Genomic DNA, 21766 nt, shown 5'->3' on the forward strand with positions numbered 1-21766 from the left:
TGCAGACGTTCTGTCCAAAGAATAAGTTTTTCGTCTTTTTTCATGATGATACAATCCTTTCAGGTTTTGAGGAGAGTATATCAGAAAAAAATCGAGGATAACAGGTACGGATGATTACCTACTTACGGAGCAATGGAGAGAAATGGATTCTTTATGCGGACGGGCCAGGATGACGAGCATCATACCTATTATGCGAAGGATACTGGTGTGCTGGTTGTAAATGCATGGATGGAGGACGGAGAGAACTGGTATTACTTTGATAAAAACGGCGAGAGCGTCAATGGTGTACAGACGATCAACGGAAAGAAATATTATTTCGACGATGGCATCATGCAGGTCAGCAGAGGAATCAATACGTACGATACGTTCTATGTGGCAAAATCGGACGGAACTCTGATTACTGCAAAAAACAACAGCTGGGTGAATACAGAGGGATACTGGTATTATGTGAAGAATGATGGGCTTGCCAGAGACGAGGTCGTACAGATTTCCGGAAAGTATTATGCATTTGATCATCTGGGAAGAATGGCCACGGACGGAATGTTTGGACTTAGTATGGAAGACGGAAGTATGTTCTGGGGATATGCTTCCGAGAGCGGTGAACTGTACACAAACAAGTGGGTATGGGACGAGTCCTTTGGTACGCTTTATGTCGGAAAAGACGGAAAAGCACTGGGACAGGGTGTTCAGACCATCAATGGCGTGAAGTATCTGTTCGGCACAGACTGCAATCTTTACAGAAGCACGTTCCTGAAAGTGAATGGAAAGAACTATGCGGCTGATGGAGACGGCAAGGCATATGAGCTGAAAGAAAAATGGAACAAAGTTGGAAACTACTGGTATTATGTCAAGAATGGCGAGGTAGTAAGCAGCAAGCTGGAGACGATCGGCAGTGTTACGTATTTCTTTAATTATGAGGGACATATGACAACGAACAGTCTGCTCGACTATGTCCGGGACAGCTACTACGGGGATGAAGTTTCTGTGATTGTGGATGCCGACGGAAAGGTACAGAAAAATAAGATCTATGAGCTGGCTTATGGAACCTACATGGTTGATGAGAAAGGAAAGGGTGTGGAAGGATTCCGCACGGTAAATGGTATTCAGCGTTATTTTCAACAGGGATGGATGCTGCAGAGTACTTCGTTCCAGGTAGGTGATACCAATTATGCAGCCGCCGATAATGGAAAAGTGGTTCAGCTTGCCAACAACAGCTGGACGCAGGTAGATAAGGAATGGTACTACGTATACGAAGGAAAACTGATCACTTCCGGCAGATTCGAGATCAAGGGTAAGAATTATATCTTCGATTCAGAAGGAAGAATGGTAAGCGGCGTGGCTGTGGAAAATGAGGAGTATGGTATTGTCGGAGCCGCAGCAGACGGAACCATGCTGACGAATGCCTGGAAACAGATGCGTGTTCGGAAAATCCATTACGGCAGTGACTATGGCTGGCTGTATTTTGATGACAACGGACAGGCACTGGAAGGATGGAAGACAGTCAACGGAAAGAATTACTATTTTGAAAGAGGCATCATGGCTGTCAATAAAAGTCTGACCATGGAAGATGGAGCTCTCGGGATTGCAGATGGAAACGGTGTGCTGAAAAAAGCAAACCGCAACGGCTGGACGCAGGTAGACGGATACTGGTATTATGCTGTCAATGGCGTTGCGGCAAAGAGTACAATCCGTAAGATCGGAAACGCTTATTATGGATTCGACAGCGACGGCCGGATGTACACCAACCGTACTTTCTATCTGGATACAGAAGGTGACAACCATGGAATGTACCATGCACAGGCAGATGGAAAACTGGTGAGAAACGGATCATGGACGGCTGGAAACGGCGATGTTTACTATTTCGATGCCAACGGTATCGGATACGAAGGCAGCCACAAGGTCAACGGAGTCACCTGTTTCTTCGAGAATGGACGTCTGTTGAAGAATGCAGCAGTCAAAGATCAGTTTGGAAATCTGTACGTTATAGATTCCAAGGGAGTTCAGCATGACATGGTGAACAACCAGTGGACCCTGGTAGACGGCTATTACTACTATGCATTAGACGGCCAGGTGGTAAAGGATAACGTTGTGATGATCAACGGAAAATACTATGGATTTGACGAAGACGGAAGGATGTATGACAACGTAACCTTCAACATGTATGGAAGCACTTACCATGCAGCATCCGGCGGAGCACTCCTGACCGAACAGCAGTATAAATCCTGGAATGATACATACTATTTTGATAGGTTCGGTGCCGGATACGAAGGCGTGCATTACCTGGCAGGAAAACGCTGTGTATTCTCGGAAGGAAAACTTGTAGAATAAAAGATTAAACGGAAACCCGTAAAAGAAGCTCCAGGGCAGATAAAATGGATGAGAACCATTGGGGGCATGAGTCAGATGAAAACTCTTCCTACGAAGAGGTAAAAGAAGAGTATGATGAAATGGTGGATGAATTCTCAGATATTCAGTTATGTTTCCAAATGGAAGAGATTATGATGCAGAAGATGAGGATGGAATCTGAGCTATTGATGTGAAGATCAAAGATAAATGATAGAAAATTACCTCTCTTTGGGGTTGACTGTCAGAAGAAAAAAGTGAATATTTGAGAAAGAAACCGATTGTGAGCACAGCCGAAGTAGAATGAAATGTAACCAGAGTTTCCGACAGGGAGACTATGTACATGGAGTTTGCTTTGGCTGTGCTCTTTTGAAAATCTTTTGTCAGATAATTACTTCACGCAAAAATACAGGCGTTAAATAATAAATGTAATAAGAAAAGGAAGATTTTTGACGGAATCTATGATATACTAAATTACAAGTGTTTCAACATATATTTTGAAAACAACGTGCCCTGGAGAGGGACAGAAATTAATACTACAATGATAAAGTAAGGAACAAAGAAAAGACATGTCACACAAAACTCTATTTTTACAGCAGTCCTACATTGACTGCACAAATCAGTATACCGCGCTTCTGGAAGCACCGAATCTGCCATTATGGGATTATGTGATTCTTACAGCTTCCAATGAGGAACAGGCTGCATCATACCGTACACAGATTCAGTATCGTCTGGATCATAATATGCTTCCGGCATCGACGCATTATGCAGTGCTTCCGGATCCGGACGGAAAACGGGTAGGAAGCGGCGGCGCTACACTGAATGTTCTGCGTTACGTTCATGAGAATGCAGGTTCATTCGAAAATCAGCGGATTCTGGTGATCCATTCCGGCGGCGACAGTAAGCGTGTGCCGCAGTATTCTGCCTGCGGAAAGTTATTTTCGCCGGTGCCGCGTGTTTTACCGAATGGAAAACGTTCTACCCTGTTTGATGAATTTATGATTTCCATGAGCGGTGTTGCTGCACGAATGAATGCAGGAATGCTGGTATGCTCGGGAGATGTACTGTTGCTGTTCAATCCGCTGCAGATTGATTTTTATGGAAAAGGTGCTGCCGCACTTTCGATTAAGGAACCAGCGGAAATTGGAAAAAATCATGGCGTTTACCGCGTGGATGGGGAAGGAAATGTAGGCGGTTTCCTGCATAAAAAAACAGTGGAGCAGCTGCAGAGCCTTGGGGCTTCGGATGATCAGGGGAATGTAGATATTGATACCGGAGCCGTAATCTTTGACAGCGAAATGCTGCAGGCACTGTATCAGCTGGTAGATACGAAAGAAAAATTTGCGGCTTATGTAAATGAGCGTACCCGGCTTTCTTTTTATGCGGATTTCCTGTATCCGCTGGCATCGGATTCCACACTCGAGCAGTATTATAAAGAAACACCGGAAGGAGATTTTACACCGGAACTGGAGCAGTGCCGGACCGAACTGTGGAGTGTACTGCATCCGTACCAGATGAAGCTGATCCGAATGTCACCTGCTGCATTTATTCACTTTGGTACGACAAAAGAACTGCGGGAACTTATGACAGAACGAATGGAGGAGTTCTGTTATCTGGGATGGTCGTCGCATATTCATACGAATCGTGCAGAACAGAACTTTGCTGTATCAAACAGTTATGTGAGTCCGGCAGCGGAGATTGGGGTTGGAAGTTATCTGGAAGACAGCATGATTCGTCACAAATCACAGATAGGAAAAGAATGTGTGATTTCCGGCGTGACATTAGATGGTCAGGCGATTCCGGATCACACCGTTCTGCATGGCTTGAAACTGCTGAATGGAAAATTTGTTGTCCGTATGTACGGTGTTTCTGACAATCCGAAGGAAGCATCTTTGTTTGGAAAAGAATTACCGGTGCCGCTTTGGGAAGCGCCGATTTATCCGGTGTGTGCGTCAATGGAAGAAGCGGTACATCAGACACTGGAGGCCTGGAAAGAAGGTTTTCCGATTCGGGAAGATGGAATTTCACTGAAAGACAGTTTTAACCAGGCAGATCTTTCTGCACTGTTACCGTGGCAGGAAAAGGTATCGGATAAAGTAGAACTGGAAGAGATTCTGGAGGCGATCGACAGGAAGGAAAACCTGACCAGACTGGTAGAAGAAATGCGGGATGGCATTTCGGAACGGATCAAGGCAGAACTCCTGAAAGAAGCACAGAGATTAAGCGAGACGGAGCTGGAACAGTTCAGCAGAAAAATCAGAATTTATTATGTTCTGTCCTGCTTTGAGGAAAAATATATGGATTTCTGCTTCGCAACCATCAGCAGCGGTATTCTTGCCGGGGCAGTAAAAGGTCTTTGCTATGATGCAGATGCAAAGATGGGCAAAAATCAGGTGACTGTAAATCTTCCGGTCCGTGTGAACTGGGGAGGCGGCTGGAGCGATACGCCGCCGTACTGTATGGAGCATGGCGGAACGGTGCTGAATGCGGCTGTTATGCTGGATGGAAACTGCCCGATCGAAGTCGTGGTTAAAAAAGTTGATCAGCCGGTGATTATTCTTGCGAGCGCGGACAGCGGGGCAGAGCAGACATTTACCGAGATTTCCAGTTTACAGGATTCCAGCAACCCTTACGATCCATTTGCACTGCACAAAGCAGCTCTGATCGCATGCGGCGTTATTCCATATAAAGAGCCGGTTTCGGTGCAGGAGATTACGAAAAATCTGGGAAGCGGTCTGTATCTTTCCACACAGGTGATTAATATTCCACGCGGTTCCGGCCTTGGAACATCCTCAATTCTGGCGGGCGCCTGCGTAAAAGCATTGTATGAGATGCTGGGAAAAGAGGTAACGGACGAAGAGCTGTATGACCGTGTTCTCTGTATGGAACAGATCATGTCGACTGGCGGAGGATGGCAGGATCAGGTCGGAGGTCTGGCACCTGGAATCAAGATGGTTTCGAGTGAACCGGCGATCCGGCAGAGAATTACGTGTGTGCCGTGTAAAATCAGTGAAAAAACAAGAAAAGAACTCGATGAGCGTTTCTGCCTGATCTATTCCGGACAGCGCAGACTGGCGAGAAATCTGCTGCGGGATGTCGTTGGAAGATACGTCGGAGGAATCGAGGATGCGGTGGATGTCTTATATGAGATCCAGCAGACAGCGGTTCTGATGCGGTTTGAACTGGAAAAAGGAAATATCGATGGATTTGCAGCGCTTTTGAATCAGCACTGGGAATTATCAAAGAAGCTCGATGCGGGCTGTACTAATACATGTATTGACATGATTTTCCATTCCGTGGAAGATCTGATCGATGGAAAGATGATCTGCGGTGCCGGCGGAGGCGGTTTCCTTCAGGTAGTGCTGAAAAAGGGCGTAACGCAGGAAGATGTGCGGAAACGGCTGCGCGAAGTTTTCCAGGACAGCGGTGTAGATGTATGGAGCTGTTCCCTGGCGTAGAAGGAGGAAAAAGATGTTAAAAGGAATATCACCGTTATTATCACCGGAACTGTTAAAAGTACTGGATGAAATGGGACATGGAGATGAGATTGTATTTGCCGATGCGAATTTTCCAACGGTCAGTACAGGAAAACGAATCGTGCGTGCAGACGGAATCGGTGCAGTAGAGCTGCTGGATGCCGTTTTGCAGCTGTTCCCGCTGGATCAGTACGATGAGGATCATTTTGTACTGATGGAAGTGGTGCCGGGAGATCCGGTTCAGACACCGATCTGGGATGAGTATAAAGCGGTTCTGAATCGATACGAACCGGAAGCAAAAGTACATACGATGGAACGCTTTGCCTACTATGAGCGTGCAAAAGAAGCCTATTGTGTTGTGGCAACGGGTGAGACGGCACAGTATGCCAATATGATTCTGAAAAAAGGTGTGGTAAGATAGGAATGGAGTATTTTGCTTCGTCGTCCCATTCGGTGTCGTCGCAGCGTATTTTATATACACCGTCGGAATTTGCCAGAACTTCACTTCTGTATTTGCAGGAAACAGGTTCACTCCATGCACTGGCGGCGCATACGTCTCATCGAGAGCATCTGGCTTCGTATCTGTTCTTTTCGGTAACATCGGGGTCAGGAGAGCTGAATTACAATGGGAAAACGTATGCGCTGCATTCCGGAGACTGTGTTTTCATCGACTGCAGAAAACCGTATTCCCATGCGACATCGGCAGATTTGTGGACCTTGCAGTGGTGTCATTTTTACGGTCATACTATGCCTGATATTTACAAAAAGTATCAGGAGCGCGGCGGACAGCCGGTTTTTCATCCCAAGGAAATGGAAGAACTGGTAGAAGTTATGACAGACCTGTATTCTGCGGCAGGATCGGACAGTTATGTGCGGGATATGAAAATTAATGAGATTTTAAACCGCCTGCTTTGGATTCTGATGAAGAATTCCTGGCATCCGGAACAGGGACGCGCTGCGCATGCCAGAAAACGGATGAGCATGGAAAAGGTGAAAAGTTATCTGGATGAAAATTATAAGGAACATATTACACTGGAACTGCTGTCACAGAAATTTTATATTAATAAATATTATCTGACGAAGATATTTAAAGAAACATATGGTGTGACAATCATTTCTTATCTGGAAACGAGACGGATTACGCAGGCGAAAAATCTGCTTCGCTTTACTGATCTGACGGTGGATGAAATCAGTGCCGCAATCGGAATGAATGATGCAAATTATCTGGCGCGCCGTTTTCGAAAAATAGAAGGAATGAGTCCGGGAGAATACCGGAAAAAATGGTAAAACAGAAAACCGCAAATCATTTTCAGCAGATCGGGCAGAAAATGGTTTGCGGTTTTTCATTACAATTTAGAAAAGGGACGGCAGATCGTATTTATGTTTATCGTGTACATTGATGTCTTTTCCGAATTGGACTTCAATGATCTGCAGTTCCGTATCAGCAAAAATGGTATGTTTGCTGCCTGCATTCATCTGCAGTGTGTCACCGGCGTGAACATTGTAAACAACGCCGTCGATCACGGCACGTCCTGTGCCGGAAATAACGTTCCAGACTTCATTGCGGAAATCATGACTGTGGTAGTTCATCTGATGACCTGGATTTAAAGTTACTTTAATCGTAAGACTTTCTTTTTCGATATCCAGAATGCGGAAACTGCCCCAGGATTTTTCTGCAAACATAACGCGGTGATCCAGTGTATTGACAAAGGGCTTGATGTAACTGGACTGCTCTTTGTCGGAAACCAGGATGCCGTCCGGGCTTGCAGAAACTACAATGTCTTTCAGTCCCATACAGAGTACGGGAAGATTCAGCTCGTTGACTACGTGTACATTTCGGCAGGTTTCGTTAAACAGTGCTTCGCCGACATTGTGGCTGTCCATGGCCTCAGTCAGAGTATTCCAGGTTCCAAGGTCTTTCCACATACCGGAGAAACGCATCACTTCGATACGGTCCTCATGTTCTACCACTGCGTAATCAAAGCTGATTTTGTCTAACGTTTCATATTTGTTGAAAAGATCCTCGTAGTTTTCGAAATCAATTAATGCATGAGCGCGCTTCAAAACATAACCAAGACGGAAAGCAAAAACACCGCCGTTCCAAAGAGCACCCTGGAAAATGTACTGTTCTGCAATTTCTTTGGTCGGTTTCTCTTTGAACATGGACACCGTGCTGACAGAAGCCGGGGTGTCTGGAATAATGTATCCGTATTTTTCACTTGGATAGGTCGGTTCAATACCCATCAGAACCAGGTTGGCGTCACTGGAAGCCGCCCGGGCGCCGAGGTCTTTTAAGGCATCAAAATAATCAATTTCCACGTAAGGGTCAACCGGGCAGACAACGACAGGCTCGTCCTCGGAAATTCCCTTTACATCCTTCAGATAGGCAGCGGCAAGCGCAATGGCCGGGAAGGTATCGCGGCGGCAAGGCTCAACGCTGATGCCGACATCTTCGCCCAACTGATTGTGGATGGCGGAGACCTGCGATTTTGAGGTTGCGATGGTTACTGTGGCATCCTTGTCGATCGTACGGATCTGGCGGTAAACGCGCTGTACCATGGATTCCAGTTCACCATCTGCCGTATGGAAAATTTTGATAAACTGCTTGGAACGGATATCATTGGAAAGCGGCCACAGGCGCTGGCCGGAGCCGCCGGATAATAAAACGATATTCATAAAGTTTCTCCGTTATCTTTCTGCACGCATCGGGTTATTCAGGAAATCCTCGTAGGAGAGACGGATACCGTCTTCCAGCTCGGTTTTGTAGGTCCAGCCAAGAGCGGTTGCTTTGGATACGTCGAGCAGTTTTCTTGGAGTACCATTTGGCTTTGTGCTGTCCCAATTGATTTTTCCATTATAACCGATTACTTTTGCAACAAGCTCTGTCAGCTCTTTGATGGTCAGTTCTTTTCCGGTTCCGGCGTTTACGGTCTCGTTTCCAGAATAGTTGTTCATCAGGAAGACACAGAGATTTGCAAGGTCATCGACATACAGAAATTCACGCAGCGGAGAGCCGTCGCCCCAGCAGGTGACTTCCGGCAGATGGTTAACCTTTGCTTCATGGAAGCGGCGGATCAGCGCAGGAAGTACGTGGCTGTGGGTTGGATGATAGTTATCGTTTGGCCCGTAAAGATTGGTCGGCATAACGGAAATATAATCGGTTCCGTACTGACGGTTCAGAAACTCACAGTATTTTAAGCCGGAGATTTTTGCAAGTGCATAAGCCTCGTTTGTTTTTTCCAGTTCGGAAGTCAGCAGGCAGCTTTCCTTCATCGGCTGCGGTGCCATACGCGGGTAAATGCAGGAGGATCCAAGAAACTCCAGTTTTTTACAGCCGTTTTTCCATGCAGAGTGGATGACATTCATTTCCAGTGTCATGTTATCGTACATGAAATCTGCCAGTGCTTCCTGGTTTGCAACGATGCCGCCTACTTTTGCAGCAGCGAGGAAGACATATTCCGGTTTTTCCTCTGCGAAAAATGCCTCGACAGCATCCTGACGGCAGAGATCCAGTTCTTTGTGGGTACGGGTAATGATATTTTCATAACCCTGGCGTTTCAGTTCTCTTACAATCGCGGAACCAACCATTCCACGGTGTCCGGCTACATAAATTTTTGCATTTTTTTCCATCATGATATTTGCATCTCCTAAATTAAAGTGCGGCTTTCATGGCTTTTTCCTGTTTTGCAAGCTGACGGTCATGCTTTGCCATAATTTCTACTAATTCAGCATACGTTGTTTTCTGCGGATTCCATCCAAGAACGGTTTTGGCCTTGGTCGGATCGCCCCAGAGGTTATCAACGTCGGTCGGACGGAACCATTCCGGATTGACACATACCAGCATTTTGCCAGTTTCTGCATCGTAGCCTTTTTCTTCCAGACCGGTGCCTTCCCAGCGGATGGTAATGCCGTTTGCAGCGAATGCTTTTTCAGTGAAATCACGTACGGTATGCTGTTCGCCGGTTGCGATGACGAAATCCTCCGGTGTTTCATGCTGCATAATCATCCACATGCATTCCACATAATCTTTTGCATAACCCCAGTCACGCAGGGAGTCCATGTTTCCAAGTTCGAGATGATCCTGAATGCCTTCTGCGATTCTTCCGGCAGCCAGTGTGATTTTACGGGTAACGAAGTTCTCGCCGCGGCGCTCAGACTCATGGTTGAACAGAATACCATTGACAGCGAACATGCCGTATGCTTCGCGGTACTCTTTCACGATCCAGAAGCCATACTGTTTTGCTACTGCATACGGGCTGTATGGGTGGAACGGGGTTGTCTCGCGCTGCGGAACTTCCTCTACTTTTCCATATAATTCAGAAGTAGATGCCTGGTAAACTTTTGTCTTCTTGGTAAGGCCAAGAATGCGGCATGCTTCCAGAATACGAAGAACACCAAGTGCGTCTACATCGCCGGAATACTCCGGAACATCAAAAGAAACCTGTACATGAGACTGTGCAGCCAGGTTGTAAATCTCATCCGGCTGGACAATATTGATAATACGAATCAGCGATGACGAATCAGAAAGATCACCGTCATGCAGTGTGATTTTATCCATAATATGCTCGATACGAGCCGTATTTGCAAGCGAAGCACGACGGGTGATACCGTGAACCTCATAACCTTTTTCTAACAGAAACTCCGCAAGATAAGAGCCGTCCTGACCAGTGATACCGGTGATAAGTGCTTTTTTCATTCGAAAATCCTCTCTATTCCATAATGTGTAGTGTGGAGAAAAATCTCCGTATTAGTTGCTTGTGTATGTAGTTTAACGGAAGATGGGGAGAAATGGGAGAGGATATTTTGGGGGGTGATAGCATTATATTGGTTTATTCGGTCAGAAGTGGTTTGATTTCCTTTTCTGAGGCACTAGTTCATGGATAAGTCAAATTTGGAAAAATGGTGGGAAATGATAAATGCAGAACTTGACACATAAGAACAGGAATGATAAACTAAAATCTGTATGAGATTTTATAATAATGTCATACAGAAGCAAAAAAACAAGTTGCAAAACAAGGAATTAAAGTTCATGCTAATTGATGTGCATAATCATTCCATGCCGGGGGTGGACGATGGTTCGCAGGACTCGGACATGACATTTCAGATGCTGCAGATGGCATATGAAGAGGGCATTCGGGCGGTTATTCTGACACCGCATTACAAAAGTACGATGTCAGACGAGACGACGCAGAAACGTTATGCGGCTTACCGAAAGGCCTGCCTTATGGCGGAAAAGGTGAGTCCCCGGTTAAAGCTGTATCTTGGGGAAGAACTTTATTATGATTCCAAAATGGTTCAGAGACTGCGGGAAGGCAGGGCACTGACGCTGAATGGGACACAGTATGTGCTGGCAGAGTTTCCAGTTTATGTGGATTATCCATATATTCGGCAGGCGGTGCAGGATCTCTGGGCGGCAGGGTATCTGCCGGTTCTGGCACACATTGAGCGTTACGAGGCGCTGAAGAAAATGGATCGTGTAGAGGAACTGGTGGAGCTTGGTGCGTACATTCAGGTAAATGCGGAGAGTGTCATTGGAAAAGCCGGATTTCGAACGAAACATTATTTAATGAAACTGATAAGAAAAGATCTGGTGCATTTCGTCGGTACGGACGCCCATAATATTTCATCAAGACCGCCGCAGATGAAAGCATGTGCAGCGTATCTGAAAAAGAAGGCAGGGGCTGAAAAAGCTCAGATGCTTTGCAGCAGGAATGCAAAAAAAATACTTAAAGGAGAAAAAATCGGTGAATAGACTAGAGATCACAGTGGAAGAGATCAGCAGCCAGGAAAGAGAAATCTACAGAACACTGCGTACCAACATTGAGTTTACCGGCATTGAAAACCGTGTCATTGCCGTTACAAGCTGTGCTCCGAACGATGGAAAATCGACAGTAGCATACGAGCTGGCCAGTGCGTTTGCAGAAAACGGAAAGAAAACGCTTCTGATTGATGCAGATCTTAGAAAATCAGTTCTGCTGAACAGACTTGGAATTCAGGAGAAAATAAAGGGACTCAGCCATGTGCTGTCCGGCCAGTGTAATATCAATGATACCATTTGTGCGACAAATAAAACAAATCTCTATATGATTCCGGCGGGTGTTTTTCCAACGAATCCAACAGAGTTATTGGGCAATGATCGATTCAGTAAACTGATTCAGGCAGTGAAAGATGTATTCCAATATGTTATTATAGACACACCGCCGATCGGAAACGTGATTGATGCAGCAGTTGTTGCAAAAAAATGCGATGGAACAGTACTGGTTGTAAAATCAGATGCAATTTCGAGAGCAGAGGCAAAATCTGCCGTAGAACAGATTCGATCTTCAAATGAGAATATTCTTGGTGTCGTTTTAAATAAGGTAGATGTAAAATCGAATGGATATTACGGCAAATATGGAAAATACAAAGAATATGGTTATGGAAATTACTAGGGAAAGAGGTTGAAGATGGAGACAAGAAAAGAAAACCAGCAGAATGATGTCATAGACCTGAAAGAGCTGTTTTTTGTCTATGTGAAAAAATGGTGGCTGCTTTTGCTTGGAGCATTAGCAGGTGCTGTGATTGCGTTTTCGGTAAGCAGCTTTCTGATTACGCCAAAGTATGAATCTACCGCAATGCTGTATGTGCTTTCCAAAACGACCAGTGTAACATCTATGGTCGATATTCAGCTTGGCGATGCACTGGCAGGCGATTTTTCGGTAATTGCAAAGAGTAATCCTGTTATTGATCAGGCGATAGAAAAAATTAAAGAAAAGACGGGAAAAGAATTTACCAGAAGTCAGGTTCTCAGTATGATCAGTGTCAGCAACCAGGAAACTCGTATCCTGGTCATTAGGGCTGTCAGCACTGATCCGGAAGATGCAAGTATCGTTGCAAACTGCGTTGCAGATGCGACAAAGGATCAGATGGCAGAGATCACGAAATCAGATCCGCCGACAACTGTAGAAGATGCAGAGCCAGCCCAAGCACCGGTCAGCCCGAATATTGTAAAGAATACAGAAAAAGGTTTTCTGCTTGGACTTGTCTTGATTCTGGCAATTCTGACATTGCAGACAGTTATGAACGATAATATCAAAACAGCGGAAGATGTTGAAAATTATCTTGGACTTAACACACTGGTTGTTGTTCCGGATTTCGGAAATAAACGCAAATCCAGAAAAGAGAAGAAAAGAAAAGACTGAAAATGAAGAACGGAAGAAAGAAAAGCTTTTATGTTTTTTTGATCATTTTTCTTTGTGCAGTGGCAGTTGGAATCGGATATACGGTCAAACTTCAGAGTGAAAAGAAAAAATATGAAGATCTTGCAAAAGAAGCGCACGTAACAGAAATGGCAACGCCGACGCCAACACCGGAAGAGACAGCAGCTCCGACACTGGAAAGCACAGCAGCTCCAACGGAAGAGGCAGAAAAACCGGTGATACCGATTGATTTTGCATCGCTGCAGGCAGAAAATTCAGAAATTTATGCATGGATTCAGATTCCGGATACAGCGATTGATTATCCTGTTGCACAGAGAATCGGAGATGATTCTTATTATTTGAATCACACCATCGATGGAGCAGAGGGACTGCCAGGTTCCATTTATACGGAAACGCAGACAAGCATGGATTTCAGTGATTACAATACAGTAATTTATGGCCATAAGATGAAAAATGGAACCATGTTCGGAACTCTGACACAGTATGCAGATCCGGAGTACATGGCAGCGCATCCGGAGATCTATATTTATACACCAGATCACATTTTTACCTATGAGATCTTCGCAGCTGTCACTTATGATAATCGTCATATTTTAAACAGCTTTGATTTTTCCAGCGCAGAGGGACGTCAGGCATATCTGGATTCCATACAGAATGTGCGAAACTTTTCGACACATTTTCGTGATGATGTGCAGGTTGGGACAGAAGATCGGATTCTTACGTTATCTACCTGCAATGGCAATGATGACCAGCGTTTTCTTTTGGAGGCAGTGTTAAAAAATGAGCAGTAAAACCAAAAAGACCATGTTGATCACGATACTCACCGCAGCAATCGTTCTGATTGCTGCGGCTGTTTTATGGTATCTGTATCAAAATGTTTCGCTGAACCGGTTGAACAAGAAACAGACAGAAGAAACGATGAACAGCGGAAGTGCAGAAAACGATACATCGGATAGTATTTTTTATAATGGAAAAGAATATGTATATAATAAAAATCTGACCAATGTTCTTTTTATGGGTATTGATAAAGATGCGGAAGTTTCGCTGTCCAATATGCCGGGAACTTCCGGACAGGCAGACTGCCTGATGGTGATTTCACTGGACAAGAGTAATGAGACGGCCAGAGTTCTGCAGGTGTCCCGTGACACGATGACAGATGTGGATCTGTTTGATGTATCGGGAAAATATTATACGACGGTTCAGGCACAGATTGCGACGCAGTATGCCTATGGAAATGGAGTACAGAGCAGCTGCTTTGCAACCAAGAAGACTGTTTCGGAGCTGCTGTATGATCTGCCGATTGATGGCTATCTTTCCTTGAATCTGTCGGCAATTTCTATTTTAAATGATGCGGTCGGCGGTGTGACTGTGACGGTTCCGGAAGATTATACCGATATTGATCCTGCATTTACCGCAGGTACAACCCTTACATTGAATGGGGAGCAGGCAGAGAAATATGTGCGGAAGCGGGATATTACGGTTCTCGGAAGCAACAATGGCCGTATGCAGCGGCAGATGCAGTATATTCCGGCGCTGATCCAGTCTATTCGAAAGAAAGTTGGATCCGGGGGAGATTACTACAAAATGCTGGAGCCGATTCTGGAGCCGTATATGGCAACGGATTTAAGTGCGGACCAGATCAATCAGCTTGGCCGCTATGAATTCCTGGAAGATGAGACAGAATACCTGCAGGGTGAGATGAAGCAGGGAGAACACGATGAATTTTATGTAGATGAAGAAAGTTTACAGGAAATTCTCATAAAAATGTTTTACATAGAAAAATAAACGTGGTATAATAGCTACAGCTTAATGGGAATCTGGTTTGCATTCGTGTGACTGGTCCGGAAGCATAAAGGTGGGGGCGATACCAAGAGCCTCAAAATACTCTGAGAAAAGCGAGTTAGGAGGAGATCAATCATGAAGAAACTTGTAGCAGTACTCTGTGCCGCTGTGATGACTGTTGGAATGGCAGTAAATGTATTTGCAGCACCAAGTCCAAGCGTAAGCGGTGTGGTAACAGCAGTTGAGAGTGCAAAAGATGCAGACGGAAATGCAGTTGATATCAAAATGGAGACTGTATCCGAGGCAGAAGCTGAGCAGCACTTCACTGAGGAAGAGAAAGCAGCAGTTGCAAAAATCAAAGAGAGCAAAGAAAAGTTTGAAGCGATTGCAAAAGAAGCACTGGGTGACAAATTTGAAGAGGGAATGGAACTGGTAGACATCCGTAACCTGTATGTTCCGGAAGGTGCAAAGGTTACTTTCCCACTGACAATTACTGTAAAAGTTACTGGTGTTACCGAAGCTTCCAAAGTAGCTGTACTTCACTATACAAACGGAAAATGGGAAGATGTTAACGCTGTAGCAGGTAATGGAACCATTACCTTTACTGTAAACTCTCTTTCCCCATTCGCATTCATCGTAGATGCTAACACTGCTAAAAATGTAGGAAGCACCACTTCTCCGGCAACCGGCGAAGCAAACACCATGGTATGGGTTGCTATCGTAGCAGTTGCTGCAGCAGCAGGAATGGTTGTTACTTACAGAAAGAAAAGAGCATAAGTAACAGAGCTTAAAACAGAACAGCAAACGAAAAGGAGCAGATCCAAATTTCCATCAGGAAACCGGATCTGCTCCTTTTTGTTGCCAATTTTGCTTTCATGCGGAGGAGGCCGGTTACTGGCCGCCTTTGGGGGAAACGTTATTCTCCCGCCACCGTCACACCCCGCAGCAGCACCGCACACGGTACCACGCGGTTGTTGAGCTGCTGTGTCTCTTTCGAGAAGGTCAGATTTTTCAGTACATCGTCATAACGTGCGGAAAGCGATCCGCTGGTTGTCGGATGGGAGGTGGTTCCGTTGCTCTCATACGCGAGCCGGATCTCACCGCCGCAGGTGCCGCTTACGGCATCCATATCAAACGCACTGAAATCGGTGATTTCTATATGCGGCATGCTGCGCAGCTCGTCGAGTGTTTTCGAACCGCCTTCAACCACCATGTTGTTCATGGAAGTGGTATCTTTCATGCCGATATAATGGGCATGCTGAAGGCTGCCCCAGTAGGAGCGGCAGATGCCGTTTTCAAACAGAACGCGCTCGGTTACCGGCATACCGGTTTCGTCGTATGGCGCGTTTTTTGCAGAACCGTCGAGCGTCGGTACGAGACGGATGTTCAGCGGATCCGCATCTGCACCGGTGATGGCTTCGCCGATTTTTGCCTTTGCAACGCCCATGTACTGGTAAGAAGCATTGGTATGCATGGCAAAATACTGGAAGAAGCTGCCGACAGCGTTTCCGGTCAGGAGAACATCGGCGTGCTCGTTCTGGCGGGTCAGAACCGCGCTCAGACGCTGGCGGCCGTTGTGGAACATGCCACGCACTTCGGCGATGATGTCTTCGGCGAATTTATCGGAGAAGCGGAGGTCTTTGTAGATCTCGATCTCGTGATCGCCCTTGCGGGAGTTGGTGACAACTTCGATCTCGCAGTCAAAGCCGGAGAAGGTGACATCGACACCGCGGGAATTGCGGATGTGTGTCAGTTTCTGGTTTACAAAAATCTCATAGGAATTTACACGGGAATCCTCTTCGGCTTTGATTTCCTGCATTGCCTGCACCAGTTTTACGAGTTCGGCGGTAAGATCGCGGGAAACATCAGCCGTTTCGGCGTTTGCCTGGGCATCCGATGGCTCTGCAACAGGGTACCATGGGTTCTGCACAAACTGTGCGGCGAACAGCGCCTGGTCAATTTCCTGCTGCATTTCTTCACGGGAAATACCCTGGTGGATCTCTTTTTCTGCGCTTCCGCGGAATTTTCCGTCCTCACTGTCGACAAAGACGGTCAGAAACGTGTGCGTTACTTTTTTCGCGCGGCTCATGTCGAGCTTCTGACCGATGAAAAATGCCTCGCGGGATTCGGTCTGCTCTTCGCGGATCAGAAAGTCGCTGGCTTTGCTTGTTTTTAATACATCGTATAATTCGTTCATCAGCCTAACCTCACTTTACATTTCAGATACGGGCCGCCATCGCTGACTTTGACCCATTCTTTGTGGCCTTTTCCGCACATGCCGGAGCCGAAGAGCTCTTCTTTGTCGGAAACCATGGAGATGCTCTTTAAGAGGTCCGGAACATAGCCGGTCAGGGTGACAGGAGATACGACTTTTCCGGTCAGCTTTCCGTCTTTGATCTCGCGGCCAAGGCCGACCATGCACTGGATGCCCCAGTGTTTCGGGTCCTCCATACCGGACTGAACGCTCTCGAGAAGATAGCCGTGCTCAATCGAGGCGATCATATCATCAAGTTTGTCTGTGCCTGCGGTGAAGTAGGTGTTGGTCATACGGGAGTAGACTTTGCGCTCGAAGCTTTCGCGTTTTCCGTTTCCGGTCGGCGTGGTGCCAAGGCGGAGTGCGCTTACCAGATCGCTGATGCCGGTAACGAGTGTGCCGTGGTCGATAACCGTGGTGTCGGTGCCGGGCGTTCCCTCATCATCAAAAAGATAACTGCTGACCTGCTGTGCGCCGACTGCGCCGTCGTGCATGGAGGAGAGCCGGGAGGCAACAGGCTTGCCGATATACTCTTTGGCGAGTGCACGGTCTTTGACAAACATATCCATCTCGACGCCGTGGCCGAAGGCCTCGTGTGCAATCACGCCGGTGACATCCGGTGCGGTGATGACATCGTACATGCCAGGGGTGATCGGATCGGAGTGGAGCTTGTCGTACAGAACGGCGATGATCTCCTCAACGATCGCATCCATCTCATTTAAGATTTCCACGCCTTTCAGGCCGGAGCAGGAGCGGTACGACATATTCTGTTTTCCGTTTTCTGTGCCGATTGCGGAAAGGGAGCCCTCCGAGAAAGCGTAGGACTGCATCAGATCCTTTTTGGAGGAGAGGAACAGCTTGTTGACACGGGCGAAGCTGACGGTGCTCTGGAATTCCAGAATTCCCTTATGGGCAGCGCCGGCATCGCAGAGCTTCCGAAGATGGGAGAGAATCTCCGCGGCGGAGACGGTCTCCGGGTCAATTTCGATTTCGTTCTGCATGGTTTTGGCGATGGCTTCTTCCTGTACGAGAGGGGACTCCATCTGTGCAATGCCGAGTGCTTTTAATGCCTGAAATTCGGATTTCAGCGCGGAAGTGATTTCCTCCGCAAGATCTGCGGCATCGGTGAGGTTGTTGAAGGAATATTCGGTGTAGGAACCGTCCTGCCATGCACGGACAACGAAGCCGCGTTCACAGAAGTGATAATCGCTGACGGTGGTCTGATGCATGCTGACGCGGTAGGTCGTACCTTTGACATCGGTGCAGAGTACGCTGACGTAATCAAATTCGCGCTCGAGCAGACGGATCAGTTCCTGAATCTGTGGTTTGATTTCCACAAGATAGGATGACATTGGAACCTGCATAAGTTTGGTGTCCTTTCTGGAGCCTGCCGGAGTGTTCGGCAGAGAACATGTGCCGGGGCTCAAAATAATGGAATCCGGGAAAATAGTTTTGAAAAAATCCCGAACATAGTTTCATTATAGAAGTGGGAAATAGAAAAAGCAATAAAAAAAGGTTGACAAAATGAATTTTGATGATATACTTTGAATATCAAAACATTTGAAAAGAAAAATGTTTGAGAATGAAATAAGCAAGAGGACAGTAAGGTGAAAAACGGCAGAATTGTGGGAACCGGTTCTTACGTACCGGAGACGATATGGAAAAATGAAGATCTGGAAAAGATGGTGGATACGAGCGATGTCTGGATCCGGGAGCGGACAGGAATCGGTGCGCGCCACATAGCCGGAGAGGAGACGGTTGCCCAAATGGCAGTAAAGGCGGCGCGAAGAGCGCTGGAAAACGCAGGGATCTGCTCGACAGAGCTGGATCTGATTCTCGTTGGAACCTCCTCGTCGGAGAGCATCTTCCCGAATACCGCCTGTCTTGTGCAGGATGAGATCGGAGCTTTCCGTGCCGCCTGTCTCGATGTCAGCGCCGCCTGCACCGGATTTCTTGCGGTGTACGAACTGGGCCAGCTGTATATCCGGAGCGGCAAGGCAAAAAATGTGCTGCTGATCGGTGCGGATGCCCTGAGCCGTCTGGTGGACTGGAGTGACCGCGGAACCTGCATTCTGTTCGGGGACGGCGCGGGAGCCGTTGTGCTGACGGCAGAGGAGCAGGAGACAAAAGCGTGCGAAAAGATCCATTCTGATGGAGAAAAAGGCGTGTCGCTGACCTGCGAAAAGGGAACGTATCTGCAGATGGATGGCCGTGCCGTGTTCCAGTTTGCCTTATCCCGTGTGCCGGAAGTCATCCGCGAGGTGCTGAAAGAAGCCGAGGTGCCGGTCGAGGAGATTGATGCCTTTATCCTTCATCAGGCAAACAGCCGCATCATCGACGGCGTGGCAAAACGACTGAAGGCACCGAAAGAAAAATTTCCGCGGAATATCGAAGCATACGGCAATACGTGTGCGGCGAGCATTCCGATTCTGCTGGATGAGTGGAACCGGTCCGGCAGAGCCCAAAAAGGACAGAGAATCGTTCTCTCCGGTTTCGGAGCAGGACTGATCTGGGGCGCGGCGTACCTGGAATGGTAAGAAACGCCCATATAAAATAAGAAGAATAAGAAAAAAAGTGAGGACAAAAACATGTTAGAAAAAGTAAAAGAAACCGTAGCAGAAGCACTGGGAGCAGACATCGATACCATCACAGCGGAGACTTCCTTCAAAGAGGATCTCGGAGCAGATTCCCTGGATCTGTTTGAAATGGTTATGTCCCTCGAGGACACCTGCGGAGTGGAAATCCCGACCGAGGATCTGGAAACGATGGTAACTGTCGGTGATGTTGCAGAGTATCTGGAGCAGCACAAAAACTAAGAAAGATCGGGAAGCAGGAGGAAGCGATTCATGATCACAGAAGTGACAAAATTACTCGGGATTCAGTATCCAGTCATTCAGGGCGGCATGGCCTGGGTGGCGGAGCATCATCTGGCAGCGGCAGTTTCCGAGGCCGGCGGCCTTGGCCTCATCGGAGCATCGGCGGCACCGGCAGAGTGGGTTCGGAATGAAATCCGCGAAGCAAAAAAACTGACGGACAAACCGTTCGGCGTCAACATCATGCTGATGAGCCCGTATGCAGATGAGGTGGCAAAAGTGGTTGCCGAGGAAGGCGTAAAAGTCGTTACGACGGGCGCAGGAAATCCGGAGAAATATATGGAACTGTGGAAAAACGCTGGTATCCGCGTCATCCCGGTGGTCGCTTCCGTGGCTCTTGCAAGACGAATGGAGCGCGCAGGCGCAGATGCCGTTGTGGCAGAAGGATGTGAGTCCGGCGGCCATATCGGCGAGACGACAACGATGGCACTCGTTCCGCAGGTGGCAGATGCCGTAAAAATTCCAGTCATTGCGGCCGGTGGAATTGCGGACGGACGCGGCATGGCGGCAGCCTTTATGCTTGGTGCCGAGGCGGTTCAGATGGGAACACGTTTTGTCGCTTCGAAAGAGGCCGTTGTGCATGAAAATTACAAGCAGCTGGTGATCAGGGCGAAAGATATTGATACCCGCGTGACAGGCCGCACAACCGGTCATCCGGTGCGGGCGATCCGAAATGAGATGACACGCCATTATCTGGAACTGGAAAAAGAGGGAGCTCCGTTCGAAGAGCTGGAAAAACTGACGCTCGGCGGTCTTCGAAGAGCCGTTGTGGACGGCGATGTCAAAACCGGAAGCGTGATGTCCGGTCAGATTGCAGGTATGGTAAAAGACGAGAAAAGCTGCAAAGAAATCATCGAGCAGATGATGAATGAGATGGAAGAACTTCTGAAAGGAGCACCGGCGCGGTTATGAGTAAAACAGCATTTATGTTTCCGGGACAGGGTTCCCAGTGTGTCGGCATGGGCGCGGATTTTTATGAAGCATGTCCGAAAGCGAGAGCCGTCTACGATATGGCATCCGAGCTGATCGGGATTGATATGAAAAAACTCTGTTTTGAGGAAAATGAACATCTGGATCAGACAGAGTTTACTCAGATTGCACTGCTGACAACCGGAATGGCGATGGAGCAGTCCATCCGGGCGTGCGGCCTTACGCCGGATGTGACAGCGGGCCTCAGCCTTGGCGAGTACAACGCGATTGTGTCCGCCGGCGGTATGGAAATGGCGGATGCGATGAAGGTCGTCCGCAGAAGAGGCATCCTGATGGAGGAGGCCGTTCCGGCAGGCGAGGGCGCGATGGCGGCGGTGCTCGGCATGGAAGCTGCAAAAATCGAAGAGATTTTGAGCGGGATTTCCGGCGCCTACATTGCCAATTACAACTGCCCGGGTCAGATTGTCATCACCGGATATGAGGCGGCAGTGGCAGAGGCTTCGGAAAAGTTAAAAGAAGCAGGCGCAAAGCGGGTACTTCCGCTGAACGTAAGCGGCCCGTTCCATTCCCCGATGATGGAATCTGCATCCAAGGGACTGACGGAGGCGCTTGAGGGTGTCGGCTTTATGGAACTCGCGATTCCGTATGTAACGAATGTGACCGGCCAGTATGTGCGTGACATTGCATTGACACGCGGCCTTCTGATTCAGCAGGTGGCATCCGGCGTGCGGTGGCAGCAGAGCATCGAGGCGATGATTGCGGACGGCGTTGACACCTTCGTGGAAATTGGACCGGGAAGAACGCTGACCGGATTTTTGAGAAAAATCAACCGGGAGGTAAAGGGTTACAATATCCGCACCTATGAAGAGATGCAGCAGGTGTGCGAAACTTTATTATAGATAGTGGATT

General features: G+C 47.5%; 20 protein-coding genes. 15 read left to right on the top strand and 5 right to left on the bottom strand.

Annotation, left to right across the window (positions count from 1 at the left end; genetic code table 11):
• The first annotated feature begins 132 nt into the window (after positions 1-132).
• From ACY2VW_RS07875 to ACY2VW_RS07895, 5 genes are all read left to right on the top strand, one after another.
• Complete coding sequence (locus ACY2VW_RS07875) at positions 133-2328, top strand: N-acetylmuramoyl-L-alanine amidase family protein (RefSeq protein WP_461877679.1); 2196 nt, start codon at positions 133-135, stop codon at positions 2326-2328.
• Positions 2329-2372: 44 nt separating this feature from the next.
• Positions 2373-2540, top strand: a complete 168-nt coding sequence (locus ACY2VW_RS07880) for a hypothetical protein (RefSeq protein WP_461877680.1) — start codon at positions 2373-2375, stop codon at positions 2538-2540.
• A gap of 372 nt (positions 2541-2912) precedes the next feature.
• Positions 2913-5801, top strand: coding sequence for a fucose pyrophosphorylase domain-containing protein (locus tag ACY2VW_RS07885; protein ID WP_461877681.1), 2889 nt, complete (start codon positions 2913-2915; stop codon positions 5799-5801).
• Between the two features lie 13 nt (positions 5802-5814).
• Complete coding sequence (gene fucU / locus ACY2VW_RS07890; RefSeq protein WP_055228359.1) at positions 5815-6240, top strand: L-fucose mutarotase; 426 nt, start codon at positions 5815-5817, stop codon at positions 6238-6240.
• Between the two features lie 2 nt (positions 6241-6242).
• Positions 6243-7106, top strand: coding sequence for a helix-turn-helix domain-containing protein (locus ACY2VW_RS07895; protein WP_461877682.1), 864 nt, complete (start codon positions 6243-6245; stop codon positions 7104-7106).
• Positions 7107-7172: 66 nt separating this feature from the next.
• Here the strand turns inward: ACY2VW_RS07895 and ACY2VW_RS07900 are convergent, their stop codons facing one another.
• Genes ACY2VW_RS07900 through gmd form a run of 3 tightly spaced genes read right to left on the bottom strand, consistent with a single transcriptional unit; the run spans position 7173 to position 10515 of the window.
• Complete coding sequence (locus tag ACY2VW_RS07900; protein ID WP_461877683.1) at positions 7173-8495, bottom strand: sugar phosphate nucleotidyltransferase; 1323 nt, start codon at positions 8493-8495, stop codon at positions 7173-7175.
• 12 nt (positions 8496-8507) lie between these two features.
• Positions 8508-9449, bottom strand: coding sequence for a GDP-L-fucose synthase family protein (locus ACY2VW_RS07905; protein WP_334296780.1), 942 nt, complete (start codon positions 9447-9449; stop codon positions 8508-8510).
• A 22-nt stretch (positions 9450-9471) separates the two neighbouring features.
• The gene (gene gmd / locus ACY2VW_RS07910) at positions 9472-10515 is read right to left on the bottom strand and encodes a GDP-mannose 4,6-dehydratase (RefSeq protein ID WP_055228363.1); all 1044 of its coding nucleotides are present in this window, start codon (positions 10513-10515) and stop codon (positions 9472-9474) included.
• A 333-nt stretch (positions 10516-10848) separates the two neighbouring features.
• Here gmd and ACY2VW_RS07915 point away from each other — a divergent pair, with 333 nt between their 5' ends.
• The 6 genes from ACY2VW_RS07915 (at position 10849) to ACY2VW_RS07940 (ending at position 15577) form a co-directional block, all read left to right on the top strand.
• A complete protein-coding gene (locus tag ACY2VW_RS07915) occupies positions 10849-11571 on the top strand; it encodes a CpsB/CapC family capsule biosynthesis tyrosine phosphatase (RefSeq protein WP_461877684.1) in 723 nt (240 codons plus the stop codon).
• Positions 11564-12250, top strand: a complete 687-nt coding sequence (locus ACY2VW_RS07920) for a CpsD/CapB family tyrosine-protein kinase (protein WP_461877685.1) — start codon at positions 11564-11566, stop codon at positions 12248-12250. Before ACY2VW_RS07915 ends, ACY2VW_RS07920 begins: the two co-directional genes overlap by 8 nt.
• Positions 12251-12265: 15 nt before the next feature.
• Positions 12266-13000: a YveK family protein gene (locus ACY2VW_RS07925; RefSeq protein ID WP_461877686.1), complete on the top strand. Its 735-nt coding sequence runs from the start codon at positions 12266-12268 to the stop codon at positions 12998-13000.
• Positions 13001-13038: 38 nt separating this feature from the next.
• The gene (srtB, locus tag ACY2VW_RS07930) at positions 13039-13809 is read left to right on the top strand and encodes a class B sortase (protein ID WP_461877687.1); all 771 of its coding nucleotides are present in this window, start codon (positions 13039-13041) and stop codon (positions 13807-13809) included.
• Positions 13799-14803, top strand: coding sequence for an LCP family protein (locus ACY2VW_RS07935; RefSeq protein WP_461877688.1), 1005 nt, complete (start codon positions 13799-13801; stop codon positions 14801-14803). Before srtB ends, ACY2VW_RS07935 begins: the two co-directional genes overlap by 11 nt.
• Positions 14804-14935: 132 nt before the next feature.
• The gene (locus ACY2VW_RS07940; protein ID WP_461877689.1) at positions 14936-15577 is read left to right on the top strand and encodes an LPXTG cell wall anchor domain-containing protein; all 642 of its coding nucleotides are present in this window, start codon (positions 14936-14938) and stop codon (positions 15575-15577) included.
• 139 nt (positions 15578-15716) lie between these two features.
• Here the strand turns inward: ACY2VW_RS07940 and ACY2VW_RS07945 are convergent, their stop codons facing one another.
• Positions 15717-16997 carry a metallopeptidase TldD-related protein gene (locus ACY2VW_RS07945; protein ID WP_461877690.1) on the bottom strand — a complete coding sequence of 427 codons (1281 nt, stop codon included), beginning with the start codon at positions 16995-16997 and terminating at the stop codon, positions 15717-15719.
• On the bottom strand, positions 16997-18418 hold the full coding sequence (locus ACY2VW_RS07950) for a TldD/PmbA family protein (protein ID WP_461877691.1): 1422 nt from the start codon (positions 18416-18418) through the stop codon (positions 16997-16999). The genes ACY2VW_RS07945 and ACY2VW_RS07950 overlap by 1 nt, the downstream gene beginning before the upstream one ends.
• A 243-nt stretch (positions 18419-18661) precedes the next feature.
• Here ACY2VW_RS07950 and ACY2VW_RS07955 point away from each other — a divergent pair, with 243 nt between their 5' ends.
• The 4 genes from ACY2VW_RS07955 to fabD are packed head-to-tail and all read left to right on the top strand — an operon-like array spanning position 18662 to position 21756.
• Complete coding sequence (locus tag ACY2VW_RS07955; RefSeq protein ID WP_461877692.1) at positions 18662-19591, top strand: beta-ketoacyl-ACP synthase III; 930 nt, start codon at positions 18662-18664, stop codon at positions 19589-19591.
• Positions 19592-19642: 51 nt separating this feature from the next.
• Positions 19643-19870, top strand: a complete 228-nt coding sequence (acpP, locus tag ACY2VW_RS07960; protein WP_022462597.1) for an acyl carrier protein — start codon at positions 19643-19645, stop codon at positions 19868-19870.
• A gap of 30 nt (positions 19871-19900) precedes the next feature.
• The gene (gene fabK / locus ACY2VW_RS07965) at positions 19901-20839 is read left to right on the top strand and encodes an enoyl-[acyl-carrier-protein] reductase FabK (RefSeq protein ID WP_461877693.1); all 939 of its coding nucleotides are present in this window, start codon (positions 19901-19903) and stop codon (positions 20837-20839) included.
• The gene (gene fabD, locus ACY2VW_RS07970) at positions 20836-21756 is read left to right on the top strand and encodes an ACP S-malonyltransferase (protein ID WP_461877694.1); all 921 of its coding nucleotides are present in this window, start codon (positions 20836-20838) and stop codon (positions 21754-21756) included. Before fabK ends, fabD begins: the two co-directional genes overlap by 4 nt.
• Positions 21757-21766 lie beyond the last annotated feature (10 nt).

Source organism: Fusicatenibacter sp., from assembly GCF_977045365.1.

Coding starts and splice junctions, on each gene's coding strand:
- ACY2VW_RS07875 (WP_461877679.1), top strand. CDS start 133: ATGGAGAGAAATGGATTCTTTATGCGGACGGGCCAGGATGACGAGCAT.
- ACY2VW_RS07880 (WP_461877680.1), top strand. CDS start 2,373: ATGGATGAGAACCATTGGGGGCATGAGTCAGATGAAAACTCTTCCTAC.
- ACY2VW_RS07885 (WP_461877681.1), top strand. CDS start 2,913: ATGTCACACAAAACTCTATTTTTACAGCAGTCCTACATTGACTGCACA.
- fucU (WP_055228359.1), top strand. CDS start 5,815: ATGTTAAAAGGAATATCACCGTTATTATCACCGGAACTGTTAAAAGTA.
- ACY2VW_RS07895 (WP_461877682.1), top strand. CDS start 6,243: ATGGAGTATTTTGCTTCGTCGTCCCATTCGGTGTCGTCGCAGCGTATT.
- ACY2VW_RS07900 (WP_461877683.1), bottom strand. CDS start 8,495: ATGAATATCGTTTTATTATCCGGCGGCTCCGGCCAGCGCCTGTGGCCG.
- ACY2VW_RS07905 (WP_334296780.1), bottom strand. CDS start 9,449: ATGGAAAAAAATGCAAAAATTTATGTAGCCGGACACCGTGGAATGGTT.
- gmd (WP_055228363.1), bottom strand. CDS start 10,515: ATGAAAAAAGCACTTATCACCGGTATCACTGGTCAGGACGGCTCTTAT.
- ACY2VW_RS07915 (WP_461877684.1), top strand. CDS start 10,849: ATGCTAATTGATGTGCATAATCATTCCATGCCGGGGGTGGACGATGGT.
- ACY2VW_RS07925 (WP_461877686.1), top strand. CDS start 12,266: ATGGAGACAAGAAAAGAAAACCAGCAGAATGATGTCATAGACCTGAAA.
- ACY2VW_RS07935 (WP_461877688.1), top strand. CDS start 13,799: ATGAGCAGTAAAACCAAAAAGACCATGTTGATCACGATACTCACCGCA.
- ACY2VW_RS07940 (WP_461877689.1), top strand. CDS start 14,936: ATGAAGAAACTTGTAGCAGTACTCTGTGCCGCTGTGATGACTGTTGGA.
- ACY2VW_RS07945 (WP_461877690.1), bottom strand. CDS start 16,997: ATGAACGAATTATACGATGTATTAAAAACAAGCAAAGCCAGCGACTTT.
- ACY2VW_RS07950 (WP_461877691.1), bottom strand. CDS start 18,418: ATGCAGGTTCCAATGTCATCCTATCTTGTGGAAATCAAACCACAGATT.
- acpP (WP_022462597.1), top strand. CDS start 19,643: ATGTTAGAAAAAGTAAAAGAAACCGTAGCAGAAGCACTGGGAGCAGAC.
- fabK (WP_461877693.1), top strand. CDS start 19,901: ATGATCACAGAAGTGACAAAATTACTCGGGATTCAGTATCCAGTCATT.
- fabD (WP_461877694.1), top strand. CDS start 20,836: ATGAGTAAAACAGCATTTATGTTTCCGGGACAGGGTTCCCAGTGTGTC.